This window comes from Neptunomonas sp., from assembly GCF_041601355.1.
Classification (GTDB): domain Bacteria; phylum Pseudomonadota; class Gammaproteobacteria; order Pseudomonadales; family Balneatricaceae; genus Neptunomonas.
In genome coordinates, this window is sequence record NZ_JBFIIH010000087.1 from 1 (window position 1) to 17,945 (window position 17,945).

Consider the following 17,945-nt stretch of genomic DNA (forward strand, 5'->3'; position numbering starts at 1 on the left):
AACTACTCGCAGATAATGCTTAAATAATGTTAATTATCAAGGCGTTATCTACCAGCATCTTCCCCTCTCAATGCTGCTTTTTGGCAGCCTCCTTGGGAAGAGGTGCGCATTCTACAGACTCCCCGAAAGGAGTCAACAGCCCTACCTTAAAAAAGTGAAAATTATTAGAAAAATGTTTTAACCCCCACCCTCAGGCCATGAGAGCCACCCTGTTAACGCTCTTATCGGGGCCTTATCGAGGGAAGCGCTGTATCTGCCGATAAGGAAAGATATCTACGACACCTCCCGACCTGACCTGCTGCTGCATATCTTGCCAAAACTCTATACTCAATAGATCACCATGAAGCTCATTAAAAATTCTCCGAACTTTTGGATTACATGCCGTCAGTATGGAAAACTCTTCAGGAAAAACATCATTTGGTGCTATTGAGTACCAAGGCTCTGCCGCCATCTCTTGCTCAGGATACATAGCAGCCGGAATTTTCCGGAAGTTACACTCTGTTAAATAGAGTATTTCATCATAGTCATAAAAAACCACCCGGGCATGTCGCGTAACGCCGAAGTTTTTAAACAACATATCTCCCGCAAAAATATTAGCGGCAGCAAGTTGCTTAATCGCTTTTCCATATTCATCAATCGCATGCAGCAAAGCGCTTTCATCATCACTTTGAAGCGCTTCATCAATGTAGATATTCAATGGCGTCATACGCCGTTCTGTCCACAGATGCCTGATCGTCACGCTATCATCACTAATCAACAATGCTGATGGTGCAACGGACTGCAACTCCGCTAATAACTCCGCTGAGATTCTCTGGCGAGGGAATACTAAATTTTCAAACTCTTGCGTATCCGCCATACGCCCCACCCGGTCATGGCGTTTGACTAACTGATATCGCTCATGAACCATTTTCCGCGTGATCTGTTTTGACGATGAAAAACGATCTTTGATTATCTTAAAAACAACAGGAAATGACTTCAGGGTAAATACGGTCATCACCATACCTTTAATCCCTGGCGCAATAATAAACAGATCGTCAGTACGCGCGAGATGCGCCATATAATCACGATAAAACTCAGCCTTTCCCTGCTTATAAAAACCTATAGAAGTGTACAACTCAGCTCTTGATTTCATCGGAATTAATGATTGAAGAAAGCGGACAAACTCTGAAGGCACATTTACATCGACCATGAAGTACGCCCGCGTGAAACTAAAGATAACTGAAACCTGATCACCATCAGTAATCGCAGTATCGACGTAGACCCGACCATTATCATTTAAAATGGGTATTACAAAAGGAAGCTCCTGTGCGGGTAAGTTTATTCTGCCGACCAGATAAGCTCCCTTATTTCTGTAGAAAACACTACGTACCACATCAACACTGGTTGTCTCACTTACGACAGCCCCTGGCGGAATATTTTGTTTGATGTAATACGCCAGATTACGAATATCCCTCTTTTTATTCTCCCAAGGTACTTTGAAAGAGTAATCATTCAGCATTGTTTTCAATAAGCTGATTAGCCCATACTGCATATTATAGGTTCGATAAATAGTATCTCCTGAGCTAACTTCACGCTCAGGCATCGATGCATGGATAAACATATGCTCATTGGTTAGCTGGTGATGTTTATACACTTTGCAATAAATCGAATTATAAAAAGTCTCTGCCAACTCAAAATCATCTCGCTTCTTTAATAACGAGATATAGCAGATCTTAGCCTTACGCCACAAAGATTTCTCATAAAGCGGTTCTCCAAGCAGAGCAAGCAAATCATCAGCCGCTGTTTGTGACTGCCTTTCATAGAGATCAATCCGTTCTGCAGCAGCATGCTGTATCTGCAACCATTGTTGTTGCTCAAACCGTTCCTGAGCCTTATCCGTAATATTTTTAAACAGCATCCGATAAATAACAAAATGTTTCAGCACCTCGTCTGCAATACGCGCAGGAAACTGCATACTCATCAGCAAATACCTCTTACTTTACGGCTACTATTGAGCCCCACTTGAACTACCCAGCCTCTGCCATACATACTATTGTTTATCCAATGTAGATATCACGAAAGGATATTCCATGTTTACGTTACCCCATTTAAAACCGATAAAGACTTACAAGTCTATTGCTTTACTGACCAGCGGCGGTGATTCTCCCGGTATGAACCCCGCTATTCGCGGTATTGTTCGGACAGCACTTAACAGCGGTATCGAAAACGTATACGGAGTTCGCCACGGCTACAGCGGATTAATTGGCGGCGACATCCATAAACTAACATCTCGCTCAGTCACTAACATTGTTCAGCGAGGCGGCACTATGCTCAAGAGCGCCCGCTGCCTTGAGTTTAAAGTGCCACAAGTCCGTGCAAAAGCTGCTGCGATATTGAAGGAGAAAGGCATTGAAGCCCTTATTGTAATCGGCGGCGACGGCTCAATGACGGGCGCTCACCTATTTACCGAAGAAACGGGTATCCCGGTTATCGGTTTACCGGGCACGATTGATAACGATATTCCGGGTTCTGACGACACCATCGGATTTGATACTGCAGTTAATACCGCGCTGGGAGCTATCGACCGAATCCGTGACACAGCCCTATCCCATGAAAGTCTTTTTTTAGTAGAGGTGATGGGGCGCAACTCAGGCTTCATCGCGACTCAAGTAGGCATAGCATGCGGCGCAGAGTTGGTGGTTGTACCCGAGTATGAATTTGATCTTCACGACTTATGCGTGACGCTGGCCAAACAGCGCGCCAACAGGCTGGGCTCCAGCGGCATTATCGTCATTGCAGAAGGGAAAGATCCCGGACTGACGTCAAGAATTGCATACCAACTGGAAGAGCTGGGGCAGGAACCTAAAATTTGTATTTTAGGCCACATCCAGCGCGGAGGCAGCCCTTCAGGACATGACAGGATGCTCGCATCCTGCCTTGGTGCATCGGCCGTACAATATCTATTAGCCGGTTATAACGACATTATGGTGGGTGTTCAGCAAGGCGCGATCATCGACATTCCATTACGAAAAGTTATCACAGACAACAAGACTCTCGACCAGAATATTTTCGCTATCACCACCTTATTACACAAATAGGCTACACCAATCAGCCACGATGATCAGAAACAAATGGATTGGTTCGCTTTTCGTAGCCAAGCGTTGATGCAGGCCCGTGCCCTGGTATGAACTCGATCTCATCACCCAGAGCAAACAGCTTTTTACGGATAGAGTCGATTAATTGTTGATGATTACCACCCGGAAAGTCCGTTCGGCCAATCGAGCCCTGAAAGATAACATCACCCACTTGAGCCATACCCGCTGATTTATCAAAAAACACCACATGTCCGGGTGTGTGCCCCGGGCAATGCAACACCTGCAGTGTTTGCTTACCGACCGTTACAACATCACCATCTTCCAGCCAGCGGTCCGGCATGAAATCACCTACTTTAGGAAAACCAAACATTTCACTTTGTTTAGCGAGCCCCTCTATCCAGTACAAATCGCCTTTATGCGGCCCTTCAATCGGCACCTGATGCAGCGCTTTAATTTCAGCCGTTCCACCAGCATGATCAATATGAGCATGTGTCAATAATATCTTTTCAAGCTGCAAGCCTTCTTCTTTGATAGCCGCTTCGATTTTTGCGACATCACCGCCCGGATCTATCACGGCAGCCTGCATAGTCTCTTCACACCAACATAAGGTACAGTTTTGCTGGAAGGCCGTAACCGGAATAACTCTGAATTTCATAAAACTCCCGATACTTTGTTTTAAATTCTTAATGATAAATAATCATTTATATAGATCAACGACATAAAACACATAATTAATTTTGACTAGCTAATGACGACGATTTCAAAAGACTTTACATTTTCACCTGAACGTAAAGCGATCTCATCGCCTTCATAACACCCAAGCACTTTATGGCCCAAAGGCGCATCAGGCGTAATAGTGGTGATGCGAATTCCCTCATACTCAAGCACAATACCGCCGCACACAGGCAGAATCCACAACCATTGACTATGGGCTGAGCGCAGATCCTGCAATTGAATGATGGCACCAGAGCTCACCACTGAACCCGGCACATAATCAGGAAACTTCAGATATTTTAAAACGGTTACCTGTCGCTGCAATTCGGCAGCGCGAACCGATTGTCCGTGAGCAAGATAGGCCGCTTCGAGTGCTAAGGTATCATATTGATTTTCAGGCTTACTCTGCTCATGCACCGCATTATCACGCGCTTCAGTGACCGCACCCAATGTAGTCGCCAACTCACGCTGTACAATGCCCAACAACTGTTCAACCAAACGATATTTATTCAATAGTCAGTAATCATCATAAGAGAAATAAGTACATGCGAGCAGAATCAGGTAATCTATATTCAGGTAATTTTCTGCTTTATAGTGCACCTACTACACACTAAGCCGGCCACACACTAATTAACGTCGGTCTATTCTAGGTTAATGTATAACAAAGTGCGAAGTCATTATGAAATACGCTTTCTGCCAACAGTCTGGTTTGAATCAACTCGATAGTATTCAGATCGACCATCCTTTATTTAAAGCGACCTTATTACTACAAGGCGCTCAAATAATTGAGTTTTCGCCGGTCCACCATCATTTCCGGAATGCTTTATGGCTGAGCCCCAGCGCTGCATATAATAAAGGCGAGTCCGTGCGCGGCGGTATTCCTATATGCTGGCCGTGGTTCGGAGCCGCCGATAAGAACCCAGAAGCTATCCGCCAAAGCATACAGCGCCCTGTCGCTCACGGTTTTGCCCGCAGCAGTTTGTGGCAATTAAAAGAGATCAAAGAAAGCTGCCACCAGGTAGAAGTCACACTACTGCTGACATCTTCGACCAACAGCCGCTTGTACTGGCCCTATGACTTTGAGCTTGAAGCACGGTTTACACTTGGAAGAACGTTGCTTTTACAACTCACCACCCTCAATACCGATCATCGCTACGTAAATTATAGTCAGGCGCTGCATACCTACCTTCCAACCAAAAGCATCAGCGAAACGCGTATTCATGGTGCGCATAACACCCACTACATTGATGCATTAGACCAATGGCGACTGAAACCACAACGAGGAAACATTAATTTCCAGGGCGAAACCGACCGTATTTATCGGCTAAACATTAACGCCCAAACCCTCAGAGCAGTAACACCGACCCACACCTTAACTATTCGACAATCAAATAGCCGCTCTGCTGTGATCTGGAATCCCTGGATCGAGAAAAGCAAACGCTTAAGCCAATTCAGTCCTGACGACTATAAAAACATGTTTTGTATTGAGACCGCTAACGTACTCGACGATGCCGTCATTCTGGCGCCCAATGCTTCACATAAAATGAGTATGCAACTTTCCATTGAGCCTTCCTCTTGAGACAACACTTGATTCTTATCTTTAGAGTTGAACAGGATCATATGGAAATTTTCACATCGGTTCCTGTCATATGATTAAATGGGAAGGCAGCCTGCGTAAAAATGCATATTTAACGTAAACAATCAGACTCTTTTGAAGGCACAGCAATGAAAATGAAACCTAAACAAGAAGCACAACTCGTCAAAGAAGCCCTGCGTGTTGGTGAAGTTTATATGAAAAACCGAGGTTTCGACGGTTTCAAGCCTACCGATAGCAGTGGACTAAAAATTTCAAATCTTTATCAATTACTTGCCGCAGATAAACTCATCACACCGCTGGCAAAAGACCAGGAAGATGAGCCCCATATGAAACATAAACTGGCACTATGGATAGCCAAGCAGCTACCTGATAACCACCCGCTAAAAAACAGCTAAGCAACCGACGAACAAGGCCAAACCCTCTATGCAACCAACCGCTGCATCTTATACAGCCGATTTCGAAGCATTACGCCCAAAACTGCTGGCGTTCACCTTGTTACAGGTGCCTGATAAAGGTCATGCCGAAGATTTAGTGCAAGAAGCCATGCTCGCCGCCATTGAAGGCTTGTCGCGCTATTCCGGAAAAGTGCAATTCGATACCTGGGTATACAGTATTTTGCGGCACAAATTGATCGACTACATCAGAAAACAAAAGAGAGGTCGGCAGCTGTTTATTTCAGATGAAGATACCAGCGGCCTTGATGGCCTGTTTAATGCGAAAGAACACTGGAATGCTGATACAACTCCCTCTCACTGGCAAAATCCTGAAGACCTTCATATGCGAAGTCATTTTTGGGAGATCTTTGATCTGTGCCTGCTCCACCTTCCCGGTAATACTGCCCGGGTATTTGCCTTACGCGAACTCATGGAGCTGGAAACAGATGAAATATGTGATTGTCTGGGAATTTCGGAACAAAACTGCTGGACTATTTTACATCGTGCCCGACTTAAATTGCGCGGATGTCTGGAAAAAGCCTGGTTCCTGAAGGAGGGTAACGTATGAAATCATGCAAACAAGCATCATTTTTAATGTCAAAAAAACTCGATACCTCGCTAAGTATCATCGAGTCCATATCACTAAAAATTCATTTAGCAATGTGTAAAAGCTGCGCCGAATGTGACTCGCAGCTTCTGTCAATTCACACACTCTGTCAAAAGCGGCATATCGACACCTCCATCAAAGACACCGACACCACTCAATGACAATCAGTTGGTCTGCAAATAATATTGCAGACTTGTATCATTCGTTACGTTTAGCCTTTTGGGCTTTCACGTACTCCTCATCCAACGCTCCATATTGCCTTTGATAAGCATCGGGATCTGAACGCCAGAGCCTATAGAGCTTACGATCATTGCTAGCGAGCGGTGGCGGCTGCTCTTTTCGCTTCTTAAGCGCCTGCACTGTCACTGGCACAAACGCAAACAGCACAAGAAGAGCAACTGCTAAATACTTCAGTTCATCTGACATAGAATATCTTCAAAGGTTATCAATACCCCTGCAAGATTAACTGAAAGTAGTACAGAGGTTAAACCTTATGATAAATTTCCGCTCCCGCGTCCTTAAACTCTTGTGATTTATCCTGCATTCCCTTAACAGCAGCGGTTTTTAACGCTGCCAGCTGGGCTGCATCCAGATCACGCACTTCTTGAGAAATTTTCATTGAGCAGAACTTAGGCCCGCACATAGAGCAGAAATGTGCAACTTTAGAAGACTCTTTGGGCAGAGTTTCATCGTGATAAGCGCGTGCTGTATCCGGATCCAGACCAATATTAAACTGATCCTCCCAACGGAATTCAAAGCGTGCCTTAGACATCGCATTATCACGAATCTGTGCACCCGGATGGCCTTTAGCCAGATCTGCAGCATGTGCCGCGATTTTATAGGTGATGATACCCGTCTTAACATCATCTTTATTGGGGAGTCCCAGATGCTCTTTCGGCGTCACATAACACAGCATCGCACATCCATACCAACCGATCATGGCGGCGCCAATACCCGAGGTAATGTGGTCATAACCAGGCGCAATATCCGTTGTCAGAGGTCCTAACGTGTAAAAAGGCGCTTCATGACACTCGGTTAGCTGCTTGTCCATGTTCTCTTTGATCATGTGCATCGGCACGTGACCCGGCCCTTCGATCATGACCTGTACATCGTGCTTCCAGGCAACTTTTGTCAGCTCGCCTAAGGTTTCCAACTCAGCAAACTGAGCTTCATCATTGGCATCATAAACCGAACCCGGACGCAAACCATCTCCCAATGAGAATGACACATCATAGGTTTTACAAATTTCACAAATATCTTCGAAATGGGTGTAAAGAAAGTTCTCCTGATGATGAGCCAAACACCATTTCGCCATGATAGAACCGCCTCGCGAAACAATACCGGTCATGCGTTTGGCGGTCATCGGGACATAGCGCAACAGAACGCCAGCATGGATCGTAAAGTAATCGACCCCCTGCTCTGCTTGTTCGATCAATGTATCGCGAAACACTTCCCAATTCAGATCTTCAGCAACACCGTTTACTTTTTCTAATGCCTGATAGATAGGCACAGTACCGATAGGTACTGGCGCATTACGCAGGATCCATTCACGTGTCTCATGAATATTTTTCCCGGTAGACAGATCCATGACAGTATCGGATCCCCATCGGGTCCCCCAGGTCATCTTCGCCACTTCCTCTTCGATAGAAGAGGTCACCGCAGAATTACCAATATTCCCGTTAATCTTAACCAGAAAATTACGACCAATAATCATTGGCTCTAATTCAGGGTGATTAATATTTGCCGGGATAATAGCACGACCTTCGGCCACCTCCTGTCGAACAAACTCAGGCGTAATTTCATCCGGTAAATTTGCTCCGAAACTAAACCCCGGGTGCTGCTGAGCAACGATATTACCTTCAGCTTTAGACTTCGCCAGCTTCATATTTTCACGAATAGCGATAAACTCCATTTCAGGCGTGATGATTCCCTTACGCGCATAATGTAGCTGCGTCACATTCATGCCCGCTTTAGCCCGTGATGGCTTACGCGTCAACTCGAATCGCAGTTCATCCAACCGTAAATCGACCTCGCGTGCACGCCCATACTCAGACGATAACGCCGTAAGCTGCTCTGTATCATTTCGTTCTGAGATCCAGCCAGCCCGCAAAGCCACCAGCCCTTTTCTGATATCTATCGTCGCTTCAGGGTCTGTATAGGGCCCGGATGTATCATAAACATATAAGGGATCATTTTTTTCTCCCCCCAGGCCTGTCGGCGTATCGTCCAGTGAAATCTCACGCATAGGCACACGAATGTCCGGACGACTTCCCTCGATATAAACTTTGCGCGACTTAGGAAATGGCTGAACTGAAGCATGATCAACACTGGCGTTTTGACTTAACAATTTATTATTGGACATAATTCACCCTACTTAAAACTAAACTCTGAAAGATAAGAAGTACCCATTAGCCTTTTTGGCCCCAGAGCAACGAAAAATGATGCAAGGGGCCGTGACCAGCCCCTACCAGCAACGAATCGGCTGCCGCAATGGCAACGCTGATATATTTTTTTGCTTCTCTTACTGACTGCTCAACATCCATCCCTTTAGCAAGCCCTGCAGCCACAGCTGACGACAGCGTGCAGCCCGTGCCATGCGTATTTTTTGTTACAAAGCGATCTGCCTTAAACTCGAAAATCCGCTTCCCATCAGACAGCAAATCAACAGCCTGCTCCTCAGCGGGCAGATGACCTCCTTTGAGTAATACCCAGGGCACACCAAGCTCATGCAAAGGCCCTAATATTTGGTACATTTCGGATAAAGAAGTCGGTTCAGAAAAGCCAGTGAGTGCCGCCGCTTCGGGCAAGTTAGGAGTCAGAACAGTCGCTCGCGGAAATAAGCGCTTTTTCATCAGTAACAACGCATCGGGATGTAACAACGCATTGCCGCTCTTGGACAGCATGACAGGATCAATCACCATCGCAGGGGAAGAAAACTCATCTAAAACATTCGCAACTGCATCGACTGCCGATGCTTCACCGAGCATGCCTATTTTGATGGACTTAACGTCAAGATCCTGCAATACCGCGCGAAGCTGCGCAGAAATAATGGTCGCGGGAATTGAGTGAACTGCATAGATGCCCAGCGTATTTTGCGCAGTAACGGCCGTAATGACAGATGCACCATATACCTGCAGAGCAGAGAAGGTTTTCAGATCGGCTTGTATACCTGCACCGCCACTGCTATCTGAACCAGCAATAGTTAACGCAACAGGCACAGCTTGTTGATAGCTATTAATATACATCTCGATTCCTACGCCAGTACTAGCTGGATCAGGTTCAGCGGGTTTTCTCTCAGCCCTCAATAGGGCACCCCGACAAGATTAGAATGAGTCTAAGGCGTTCTGATTCACCTGTCCATCCCTAAATTTTTGAATAGCCATTCAACATTTTTATTTGAAAAATAGGACTTTTTCCTATATTAAAACTAAGCCAACTCGCCATAATAACAACGGTGGATCTCCTGTTCATGGAACGAATTCAAGGATGGCTTAAAAAGCGGTAAGGACACAAGGCAGTTAGCATGGAAGCCTTTTAATCGCACGGAAATGGAAGCCAACAGAGAGGGCTTCGTAAAGGATTTACAAAGCCCTCTCGCCTTTTTTTCTAAACAACCTTCAGCAATCCTCAGATAACATCATTACTACATCAGATGCTTTATCTGCTGCTGGGTTTTCTATTTGAAACCACACCTCTATTCTTTTAACCAGAAACACAGATAGGAACATATAAAGAGACGTCGTCTAGGCGAGAGATATAGCGACTGATTAGCGCTACAACAACCGGCTGAACCGGATACGACAATCAGAATTATCGCCCCGCTTCAGTGCTGCTTTTGTTATGAAAAGCTTAAGTTTTTATTACAAATATAACTAACAGGACTAAACATCCACCCTGCCTCAGCAACACACCTAATCAGCAGATCTAATCAGCAGATCTATGCTACTTCTACTATTTCCAGGTGTTCATTATTTGGCTCAGGCTCCGGCAGAGACCTGACCCACTGCGACACTGTATCAATTAATAACTCGGGGTCATACCAAGGCAACATATGCCCACCGTGTACTTCTATCAGCTCAAAAGGATGGGTTAACTCTTCGCTTAATCGTTTTGAGTAGCGTAACGGTAAAACTTCATCACCCCTGCCATGCAGAATGGCCGCATGGAACTCAAAAGCCTGATCTTTTACTTCAGAACGCCAAGAATACAAGCTCGAAAGCGTACTGAGTGGGTAATCGAATACCATCAAATGATCATGGTTAAACTCTTTTGCAGCAGGATGTCCGGCGAGCAGCTGCTCATAATCCACCATCGATTTTAGCGGTAGTTTCATACTAGGAAACATCTGCGCCATTCCCCATGTCCACTGCCAACCCATTTGATGCAATGTATCCGGTGGAATTTCAGGAATGAGCAGAGTGCCACACAACACTCCCTGTATCCGCCCATCTTTTTCAGCCGCAGCGACCGCCAGTAAGGAGCCTATAGAGTAACCATATACATAAACCGGACCGGAAAAGCGCTCTTGCATCCTGTCAATCAAATCACTGACCGACTGCACAACATTTTCTACGCTGTATTGTCCTCTTGTACCTGCAGAGTAACCATGACCCGGATAATCCAGACTTACGGTATGAAAACCATTCTCGGCAAAGCGTCCTAACAAGTCAGCATACAGCTCGGAGTAAGTGCCGATACCCGGCAGAAAGATCAATATCGGCGCTTCTGCATCATCTGCCTGATATAGCTCACAGTGAACGGCAAGCTCACCTACCCGCAGGCTTTCACGCTTCTCCAGATGATGATGTATATCTAATTTATCTCTTAAGCGCCCGCGGTGCTCGTCAGCGACAAGCTCGCTGTGACTCTTGGTTATATTTACATCGGCTATCGACATTCTTTATTCCTATCGCTGGCAATAATTACAGAACACCGTACTACGCTGCCCTAAACGCACCTCTTTCAGAGGGCGGCTACAATTATGGCAGGGAAGTCCCCCTCGCCCATAAACATTAAGTGACTGCTGGAAATATCCAGGCTTTCCATCACTATTGACAAAATCTTTCAGAGTGGTGCCGCCTTGCCCAATGGCCGCCAACAACACACTTTTGATTTCTGTGACCAGCAGCGCCAAACGTTTTTCTGAAATCCGACCGGCTTCCTTACGAGGATCAATGCCAGATTGGAAGAGCGCTTCGCTGGCATAAATGTTTCCTACACCGACCACCACGCGACTGTTCATAATCAATTGCTTTATGGTAACAGTACGCCTCCTACATTGCTGTTGCAAATAAGGGACAGAAAAATGCTCACTCAATGGCTCAGGTCCCAATGTACTTAAACGCTCATGCAATTGCCCTTGCGGCTGCCACAAAACAGCACCAAAACGTCGCGGGTCGGTCAGTCTCAGCAACTTCTCATTATTAAAGTGAATATCTAAATGATCATGCTTCAAAGGAGATCTGGCATCAGTAACAACTCTTAAACTACCGGACATTCCCAAATGAATTAAAATTGTTCCGGGCATGGTCTCAAGTAGAATATATTTGCCACGACGCGCAACGCCCTGCACAACCTGCCCGACCAAAGAATCAAGCTCCGTTACAGGCACGGGCCAGCGTAATTTTGCTTGTCGCACCACCACAGACTCAATATATTGATTGAGGATATGCGGCTCTATACCTCTGCGTGTTGTCTCTACTTCCGGTAATTCAGGCACGTTACCTCTTTTCGTTTCAGGACTTATGTATTAAGGCTTATACATCAGGACGTAAAATGACTTTAGGTGACTTTAAAACAAGATACACACCTAACACGGTAATAAATATCCCTAGTAATGCTAACACACCTAATGCCTCATCAAATAATAGCCATGCTTCTACAACAGTGACGGGGGGAACCAGATAAAAATAACTCGCCACCCGAGCAGATTCACCCTCACGAATCATATACATCAACAACAACACTGCCGATACTGACAATCCAAACACCAACCAACCCAATGCCATTATCAGATCAAACGACCACACCACTTCACGCGTCTCCATGCTGAATGCCAGCAATCCCATCCAAAACGCAGTAGCCAGATATTGGAAAAAAGACCCTGCCATCAAGTCGACACCCGTGCCAAAACGCTTTTGATATAAAGTACCAATAGATATTCCCAGCAAAGCAATAATAGCGGCGGCAATTGCTTCAGGCCGCAAAGTTAACTCGCCCATCTCTTTACCGCCGACAAGTACCATTGATACACCGACCAAGCCTAAAACTAACCCCAACAGTTGTACTTTTGCCAGAGACTGTTTAAACCATATTCGCCCGATCAGTGCGGTAAGCAAAGGCTGCAAACCCACCACAATAGCGACAACACCTGCCGGCATATCCCATTTAATTGCAGCGAACACCCCGCCCAGATAAGCCGCATGAACCAGCGATCCAGAGAGTAACTGATGCAACCCCTGTCTTCCCGTAGGCCATTTTGATTTAAATAACGCCATCAAAACCATAAAGACAGCCAGCGTCAGCAACATCCGGATAAAGAGCATATTAAAGGGTTCAATATAGGGCAGCCCATACTTTGCACCAATGAACCCGGTACTCCAGAGCAGTACAAAGATCAGCGGAATAAAAGGGATAAGCCTTGTGCGTAACGCGAGCATGAGATGTCCTTAAAACTGAAAGCGGTCTGAAGAGTACAGGATATGAGCAATACCCTGATTAAAAAAGAGACAGCCTCTCGATAAAAAATAGGGTACAGTTATTAACAAGTTAAATATTTAACATAAAATACAGAAAACTGTACCCATGAAAATTTACCAAACAGTGATACAGCATATTAAAAACCAACTTCATTCGGGAGTCTTGCAACCGTATGACTATCTCCCCTCCGTGCGTCACTTATCGCAAACACTTAACGTCAGCAAGAACACTGTGCTGCGGGCTTATCTTGCACTTGAACAGGAAGATCTCATTCTTGCCCATCCACGCAAAGGTTTCTCTGTAAAGCCAAGTAAAGACGATGCCCCTCCACAACCTCCTACACCACAGAAAGTAATTTCAGGCGCCACATCATTAGACATTATCGGCACAGCGCAACGCCAGGCAGACGTTATATTTGGCAGCGCCAACCCTGACACCCGATTCAAAGGACGTTTAGACTTTTTCAAGCAACTCAGCAAGCTGATACGTGCAGAGATAAAAGCACCGGCAATCTACAGCCATTATCAGGCCCCTCCCGGCGACATAAGACTCAGACAGCAAATTGCTAAAAAAACACATAGCGGCCATGCGGAGCTGGATGCAGAAGAAATCATCATTACTAACGGTGCTCAAGAAGCGATCTCGCTAGCGTTACGCAGCATTGCTCAATCTGGCGACATCATTGCGGTAGAGTCCCCCTGTTTTTATGGCATACTTCAATGCATTGAAGCACTGGGATTACAGGTTATTGAAGTCCCAACCTACACGCCTAACGGGATCGACCTTGCGCAATTGGAAGCAGTGCTGAAACACTGGCAAGTAAAAGCGCTGCTTCTCAACCCTCATGCCAACAACCCGCTCGGCTTCAATATGCCGGACGAACAAAAAGCAATATTACTGTCGTTAGCGCAGACGTACGACCTGGCTATTATTGAAGATGATGTTTTTGGCGAGCTTATCCATTCAAGCCAGCGACGCAGAACATTGAAGTCAATGGACAATGACGGCCGTGTCATTTTATGTAGTTCACTTTCCAAAATACTCGATCCTGATATCCGTATTGGCTGGATAGCACCGGGCCGTTATTTTGATCAGATCAACTATCTTAAATATGTCACCACGTTAGCTACATCAGGGCTTTTGCAGCACGCTGCCGCGCTCTGGATGGAATCCGCCAACTTTAACCGTCACATTAAACAGCTTCAGAATCATTATCGTCATCGAAAGCCATTGTTTATCGACGCATTGAAAGCAAACCTACCCGCTGAAGCACATATTAATATTCCAGAAAGCGGTTTTCTCTGCTGGGTTACATTACCGCAGCATATCAACGGGGACAGCCTATTCACTCAACTCAAAAGCGAAGGTATCAGCCTCACACCCGGCAGCCTGTTTGGCACAGCACAACAATTCCAGCACTGCATACGACTGAACTTTGGCTCGTTTGATAACACAGAAAAACAAAACAAAGCGTTGACGCGTCTCGGGGAGGTAATTTCCATAGAAATCACACGACAGACATAAAAAAACCCGGAAAACCGGGCTTTTTCGGAAGAAAAAATCATTATTTGATTTTAGCTTCTTTATACATAACGTGCTGACGAACTACAGGATCAAATTTTTTGATCTCGAACTTCTCAGGCATGTTACGTTTGTTCTTATCAGTTGTGTAAAAATGACCTGTGCCTGCAGAAGAAACCAGACGGATCTTTTCACGATTACCTTTAGCTGCCATCGTCTAGCTCCTTATACCTTTTCGCCACGCGCACGTACTTCAGCAAGTACTGCATCGATGCCGTTTTTATCGATAATACGCATGCCTTTAGCAGTTACACGCAAACGAACGAATTTATTTTCACTTTCAACCCAAAAACGGTGCCAGTGCAGGTTAGGAAGAAAACGACGGCGCGTTTTGCGCTGTGAGTGGGAAACGTTATTCCCTGTTACCGGACGCTTGCCAGTAACCATACAAACTTTAGCCATAATCAAAGCCTCAAATTACATTATTTACTTCTAGTGTGGATTTTTATTGGCTACTTAACAGATAAACAATATCAATAGCCTCAGGCGGAGCGTTCCAAAACCGAACTGAATCCCGTACCAAGCACGAATAGAAGGAGCGGCATTATATAGACAAGTGATTGTAAATACCATTAAGAATCTCTAAATCAAGAGCAGATTGCAGAAATTAAGCGAGCAAACTGACTGCACATCTAAGAAACCCACAAAAGCGATACAAGAAAACAGATACCTATTATTATTTTCGTATAACGTTGATATTCGTCATATAAGCACAACAAAAACTTATTTAAGATCGAAGAATACCGCATCCCTAAACGGGGATCGCAACCCAAACAGGATAATCCAATGAATAATAACAAAAATGCCGACAATGATAATCCCTTGATGGATTTCACAAATTGTCACGTGGGTATTATAAAAAACTTCGAACAACTCCGCGTGCTGGCGACAACTACTATCAGCGAGTCTGTTACACAAGATATTAAACAAATGGCCGCACAGCTATATGGCTTTTTCCATGAAGTAGTGCTGACACACCATGAAGAGGAAGAGGAAGAGCTATTTAGTGTGGTGATTGACTGTGCCAAGCGGGGCGAAGAGACCCGCAAAGCAAAAAAAATGATTAAACAGCTCACGAATGAGCACCGCATGCTTGAGATGCAATGGAAACTCATTGAACCTGATATCAAACAACTGGCAAAAGGTAAGCCTGTGATATTTGATCAAGCGATGGCGCTTCGATTAGCAGATAATTACCTTCAGCACGCCCAGTTTGAAGAAAGAGAATTCCTCCCTCTCTCCGCCGAAATATTAGGCGATAAAGGCCTCTCGTCACTGGGTATGTCTATTCATATGCGCCACACACCGCTGGGTGTTTTAAATTATATGTAAATTCTGCATATAAAATCAGAGCAACCCCAGCTCGGCAAAAGAGACCACCTCCGGATCACCGACTATCATGTGATCCAGGACTCTGATGTCTACCAGCATTAACGCATCAATCAAACGCCGGGTTATCTGTTTATCAGCCAAGGACGGCTCAGCAACACCTGATGGATGGTTATGTGCAAGAATAACCGCAGCGGCATTCACAGAGAGGGATTTTTTAACAACTTCTCGTGGGTAGACAGAAGCAGCATCGATGGTGCCGAAAAACAGGGGTTCAAAACGGATGATTCGATGTTTATTGTCTAGAAAAAGACACGCAAACACCTCCTGCTGATGATGCCGCATCTGAGCCACCAAATACTGCCTGACAGCGCCAGGGCTTTCCATCAATTCGCCCCGTTGCAACGATGCCATTAAATGCCGACGACTCATTTCCAATACAGCCTGCAACTGCGCATATTTAGCGGGACCTAACCCCAGTGCTTCACAAAAGTCATCTTGCGAGCTTTCCAATAATGGGCGCAGCCCACCAAAACGCTTCAACAGATCGCGTGCCAAATCAACAGCACTCACGCCTTTAATCCCGGTTCTTAAAAAAATGGCCAGTAGTTCTGCATCGGATAAAACCGATGCTCCGTGTGCCAATAATTTCTCCCGCGGGCGCTCTAGCGCCGGCCAATCAGTAATCGCCATCTACATATTCCTTATGCTTACTGCGTAAAATCTAATGTAGGTCTACGCAAAAAATCCCTGAAGTGGTATCTTACACCTCTTTAGAAAACTGTGTAATCTCGGGTTGCTCAAGGTATGTATAGACTTACTAACAAACAGATAATTTTAGGCATAACAGGTGGTATCGCGGCCTACAAGAGTGCCGAGTTAACACGCCTATTAAAAGGCGCCGGTGCAGATGTACGAGTTGTAATGACTCCTGCAGCCACTGCTTTTATCACGCCCCTCACCTTACAAGCATTATCAGGACACCCGGTTCATCTTGAACTTCTGGATCCGGAAGCTGAAGCAGGCATGGGTCATATTGAGCTTGCTAAGTGGGCTGACCTGATTGTTATTGCACCCGCCAGTGCAGACTTTATGGCGCGTTTAGCCAACGGCTTGGGCAACGATTTGTTGAGCACCATCTGCCTTGCTACTGCAGCCCCCATCTGCCTCGCTCCCGCCATGAATCAAGCGATGTGGCGCTCAGCAGCAACGCAGCAGAATGTCACCACACTGCAGCAACAAAAGTTTCGTTTATGGGGGCCTGGTATCGGTGAGCAAGCCTGCGGTGATACGGGCCCGGGACGTATGATTGAACCTGGCGAGATTATGGAGAGCGTTGCTGAATGCTTTAACAGCGGTGCTCTGGCAGGATTAAACGTGCATATAACCGCAGGTCCGACCCGGGAACCGTTGGACCCGGTACGCTATATTTCAAACCATAGCTCCGGCAAAATGGGCTATGCATTGGCAGCCGCCGCCGCAGATGCAGGCGCTCGCGTTCGCCTGATCAGCGGCCCTGTTAATCTGACAGCTCCCACACATGTTGAACGCATATCAGTCACCACCGCCGAAGAAATGTTACAAGCGTCGCTCAAAGAGATCAGTCACTGCGATATTTTTATCGCCTGCGCGGCAGTCGCAGACTATCGGCCGACCTCTATTGCTGAGCATAAGATCAAAAAGGGCAACGAAGAGATCATGGAGCTTCATCTGGTGAAAAATCCGGATATCGTGGCCACTATTGCTGCCAGAGAGGACAAGCCGTTTACCATCGGCTTTGCCGCCGAAACACGCGATGTCATTAGCTATGCCCGAGGCAAACTAGACCGTAAAAACCTGGATATGATTATTGCCAACGATGTGTCTCAGGCTGGTATTGGTTTCAATAGTGACGAAAACGCCGTCACCTT

At 45.8% G+C, this 17,945-nt stretch carries 19 protein-coding genes and 1 riboswitch; of the genes, 7 read left to right on the forward strand and 12 right to left on the reverse strand.

The window, feature by feature from the left end; translation table 11 throughout:
- Nucleotides 1-232: 232 nt before the first annotated feature.
- Nucleotides 233-1,960, reverse strand: a complete 1,728-nt coding sequence (gene aceK, locus ABY436_RS13510) for a bifunctional isocitrate dehydrogenase kinase/phosphatase (protein ID WP_372739486.1) — start codon at nucleotides 1,958-1,960, stop codon at nucleotides 233-235.
- 109 nt (nucleotides 1,961-2,069) lie between these two features.
- Between aceK and pfkA the strand changes: the two genes are divergently transcribed.
- Complete coding sequence (gene pfkA / locus ABY436_RS13515; protein WP_372739487.1) at nucleotides 2,070-3,077, forward strand: 6-phosphofructokinase; 1,008 nt, start codon at nucleotides 2,070-2,072, stop codon at nucleotides 3,075-3,077.
- Nucleotides 3,078-3,087: 10 nt separating this feature from the next.
- On the opposite strand, the gene ABY436_RS13520 is transcribed toward pfkA, so the two are convergent.
- Together ABY436_RS13520 and ABY436_RS13525 are read right to left on the reverse strand one after the other, a co-directional pair.
- Nucleotides 3,088-3,729 (reverse strand): MBL fold metallo-hydrolase, encoded by a 642-nt coding sequence (locus ABY436_RS13520; RefSeq protein WP_372739488.1) that lies wholly within the window; start codon nucleotides 3,727-3,729, stop codon nucleotides 3,088-3,090.
- Nucleotides 3,730-3,815: 86 nt separating this feature from the next.
- Nucleotides 3,816-4,301, reverse strand: coding sequence for a hypothetical protein (locus ABY436_RS13525; RefSeq protein WP_372739489.1), 486 nt, complete (start codon nucleotides 4,299-4,301; stop codon nucleotides 3,816-3,818).
- A 166-nt stretch (nucleotides 4,302-4,467) separates the two neighbouring features.
- On the opposite strand from ABY436_RS13525, the gene ABY436_RS13530 reads away from it, so the two are divergent.
- The 3 genes from ABY436_RS13530 (at nucleotide 4,468) to ABY436_RS13540 (ending at nucleotide 6,387) form a co-directional block, all read left to right on the forward strand.
- Nucleotides 4,468-5,367: a D-hexose-6-phosphate mutarotase gene (locus ABY436_RS13530; protein WP_372739490.1), complete on the forward strand. Its 900-nt coding sequence runs from the start codon at nucleotides 4,468-4,470 to the stop codon at nucleotides 5,365-5,367.
- A 146-nt stretch (nucleotides 5,368-5,513) separates the two neighbouring features.
- Nucleotides 5,514-5,780, forward strand: coding sequence for a DUF5062 family protein (locus tag ABY436_RS13535; RefSeq protein ID WP_372739491.1), 267 nt, complete (start codon nucleotides 5,514-5,516; stop codon nucleotides 5,778-5,780).
- Nucleotides 5,781-5,808: 28 nt separating this feature from the next.
- Nucleotides 5,809-6,387 (forward strand): sigma-70 family RNA polymerase sigma factor, encoded by a 579-nt coding sequence (locus ABY436_RS13540; RefSeq protein WP_372739492.1) that lies wholly within the window; start codon nucleotides 5,809-5,811, stop codon nucleotides 6,385-6,387.
- A 237-nt stretch (nucleotides 6,388-6,624) separates the two neighbouring features.
- Here ABY436_RS13540 and ABY436_RS13545 read toward each other — a convergent pair whose 3' ends face one another.
- The 6 genes from ABY436_RS13545 to ABY436_RS13570 form a co-directional block, all read right to left on the reverse strand.
- A complete protein-coding gene (locus tag ABY436_RS13545) occupies nucleotides 6,625-6,852 on the reverse strand; it encodes a hypothetical protein (RefSeq protein WP_372739493.1) in 228 nt (75 codons plus the stop codon).
- 58 nt (nucleotides 6,853-6,910) lie between these two features.
- Entirely contained in the window at nucleotides 6,911-8,788 is a 1,878-nt protein-coding gene (gene thiC / locus ABY436_RS13550) for a phosphomethylpyrimidine synthase ThiC (RefSeq protein WP_372739494.1), read from the reverse strand.
- A gap of 46 nt (nucleotides 8,789-8,834) precedes the next feature.
- The gene (gene thiD, locus ABY436_RS13555) at nucleotides 8,835-9,671 is read right to left on the reverse strand and encodes a bifunctional hydroxymethylpyrimidine kinase/phosphomethylpyrimidine kinase (RefSeq protein WP_372739495.1); all 837 of its coding nucleotides are present in this window, start codon (nucleotides 9,669-9,671) and stop codon (nucleotides 8,835-8,837) included.
- A riboswitch (TPP riboswitch) is annotated at nucleotides 9,660-9,753 on the reverse strand. (Overlaps the previous gene by 12 nt.)
- Before the next feature lie 610 nt (nucleotides 9,754-10,363).
- Nucleotides 10,364-11,323, reverse strand: a complete 960-nt coding sequence (locus ABY436_RS13560; RefSeq protein WP_372739496.1) for an alpha/beta hydrolase — start codon at nucleotides 11,321-11,323, stop codon at nucleotides 10,364-10,366.
- A 9-nt stretch (nucleotides 11,324-11,332) separates the two neighbouring features.
- Nucleotides 11,333-12,145: a bifunctional DNA-formamidopyrimidine glycosylase/DNA-(apurinic or apyrimidinic site) lyase gene (gene mutM, locus ABY436_RS13565; protein WP_372739497.1), complete on the reverse strand. Its 813-nt coding sequence runs from the start codon at nucleotides 12,143-12,145 to the stop codon at nucleotides 11,333-11,335.
- A gap of 37 nt (nucleotides 12,146-12,182) precedes the next feature.
- Nucleotides 12,183-13,085, reverse strand: a complete 903-nt coding sequence (locus ABY436_RS13570; RefSeq protein WP_372739498.1) for a DMT family transporter — start codon at nucleotides 13,083-13,085, stop codon at nucleotides 12,183-12,185.
- 145 nt (nucleotides 13,086-13,230) lie between these two features.
- On the opposite strand from ABY436_RS13570, the gene ABY436_RS13575 reads away from it, so the two are divergent.
- Complete coding sequence (locus tag ABY436_RS13575) at nucleotides 13,231-14,649, forward strand: PLP-dependent aminotransferase family protein (protein WP_372739499.1); 1,419 nt, start codon at nucleotides 13,231-13,233, stop codon at nucleotides 14,647-14,649.
- A gap of 40 nt (nucleotides 14,650-14,689) precedes the next feature.
- Here the strand turns inward: ABY436_RS13575 and rpmG are convergent, their stop codons facing one another.
- Both rpmG and rpmB read right to left on the reverse strand, forming a co-directional pair.
- The gene (gene rpmG, locus ABY436_RS13580) at nucleotides 14,690-14,860 is read right to left on the reverse strand and encodes a 50S ribosomal protein L33 (RefSeq protein WP_028470634.1); all 171 of its coding nucleotides are present in this window, start codon (nucleotides 14,858-14,860) and stop codon (nucleotides 14,690-14,692) included.
- Between the two features lie 11 nt (nucleotides 14,861-14,871).
- The gene (gene rpmB, locus ABY436_RS13585) at nucleotides 14,872-15,108 is read right to left on the reverse strand and encodes a 50S ribosomal protein L28 (RefSeq protein WP_090731007.1); all 237 of its coding nucleotides are present in this window, start codon (nucleotides 15,106-15,108) and stop codon (nucleotides 14,872-14,874) included.
- A 384-nt stretch (nucleotides 15,109-15,492) separates the two neighbouring features.
- Between rpmB and ABY436_RS13590 the strand changes: the two genes are divergently transcribed.
- A complete protein-coding gene (locus tag ABY436_RS13590; RefSeq protein ID WP_372739500.1) occupies nucleotides 15,493-16,038 on the forward strand; it encodes a hemerythrin domain-containing protein in 546 nt (181 codons plus the stop codon).
- Between the two features lie 15 nt (nucleotides 16,039-16,053).
- Here the strand turns inward: ABY436_RS13590 and radC are convergent, their stop codons facing one another.
- A complete protein-coding gene (radC, locus tag ABY436_RS13595; RefSeq protein ID WP_372739501.1) occupies nucleotides 16,054-16,728 on the reverse strand; it encodes a DNA repair protein RadC in 675 nt (224 codons plus the stop codon).
- A gap of 114 nt (nucleotides 16,729-16,842) precedes the next feature.
- Here radC and coaBC point away from each other — a divergent pair.
- On the forward strand, nucleotides 16,843-17,945 hold a 1,103-nt coding region (coaBC, locus tag ABY436_RS13600; protein ID WP_372739502.1), incomplete at its 3' end, for a bifunctional phosphopantothenoylcysteine decarboxylase/phosphopantothenate--cysteine ligase CoaBC.

Coding starts and splice junctions, on each gene's coding strand:
- aceK (WP_372739486.1), bottom strand. CDS start 1,960: ATGAGTATGCAGTTTCCTGCGCGTATTGCAGACGAGGTGCTGAAACAT.
- pfkA (WP_372739487.1), top strand. CDS start 2,070: ATGTTTACGTTACCCCATTTAAAACCGATAAAGACTTACAAGTCTATT.
- ABY436_RS13520 (WP_372739488.1), bottom strand. CDS start 3,729: ATGAAATTCAGAGTTATTCCGGTTACGGCCTTCCAGCAAAACTGTACC.
- ABY436_RS13530 (WP_372739490.1), top strand. CDS start 4,468: ATGAAATACGCTTTCTGCCAACAGTCTGGTTTGAATCAACTCGATAGT.
- ABY436_RS13535 (WP_372739491.1), top strand. CDS start 5,514: ATGAAAATGAAACCTAAACAAGAAGCACAACTCGTCAAAGAAGCCCTG.
- ABY436_RS13540 (WP_372739492.1), top strand. CDS start 5,809: ATGCAACCAACCGCTGCATCTTATACAGCCGATTTCGAAGCATTACGC.
- ABY436_RS13545 (WP_372739493.1), bottom strand. CDS start 6,852: ATGTCAGATGAACTGAAGTATTTAGCAGTTGCTCTTCTTGTGCTGTTT.
- thiC (WP_372739494.1), bottom strand. CDS start 8,788: ATGTCCAATAATAAATTGTTAAGTCAAAACGCCAGTGTTGATCATGCT.
- thiD (WP_372739495.1), bottom strand. CDS start 9,671: ATGTATATTAATAGCTATCAACAAGCTGTGCCTGTTGCGTTAACTATT.
- ABY436_RS13560 (WP_372739496.1), bottom strand. CDS start 11,323: ATGTCGATAGCCGATGTAAATATAACCAAGAGTCACAGCGAGCTTGTC.
- ABY436_RS13570 (WP_372739498.1), bottom strand. CDS start 13,085: ATGCTCGCGTTACGCACAAGGCTTATCCCTTTTATTCCGCTGATCTTT.
- ABY436_RS13575 (WP_372739499.1), top strand. CDS start 13,231: ATGAAAATTTACCAAACAGTGATACAGCATATTAAAAACCAACTTCAT.
- rpmG (WP_028470634.1), bottom strand. CDS start 14,860: ATGGCAGCTAAAGGTAATCGTGAAAAGATCCGTCTGGTTTCTTCTGCA.
- rpmB (WP_090731007.1), bottom strand. CDS start 15,108: ATGGCTAAAGTTTGTATGGTTACTGGCAAGCGTCCGGTAACAGGGAAT.
- ABY436_RS13590 (WP_372739500.1), top strand. CDS start 15,493: ATGAATAATAACAAAAATGCCGACAATGATAATCCCTTGATGGATTTC.
- radC (WP_372739501.1), bottom strand. CDS start 16,728: ATGGCGATTACTGATTGGCCGGCGCTAGAGCGCCCGCGGGAGAAATTA.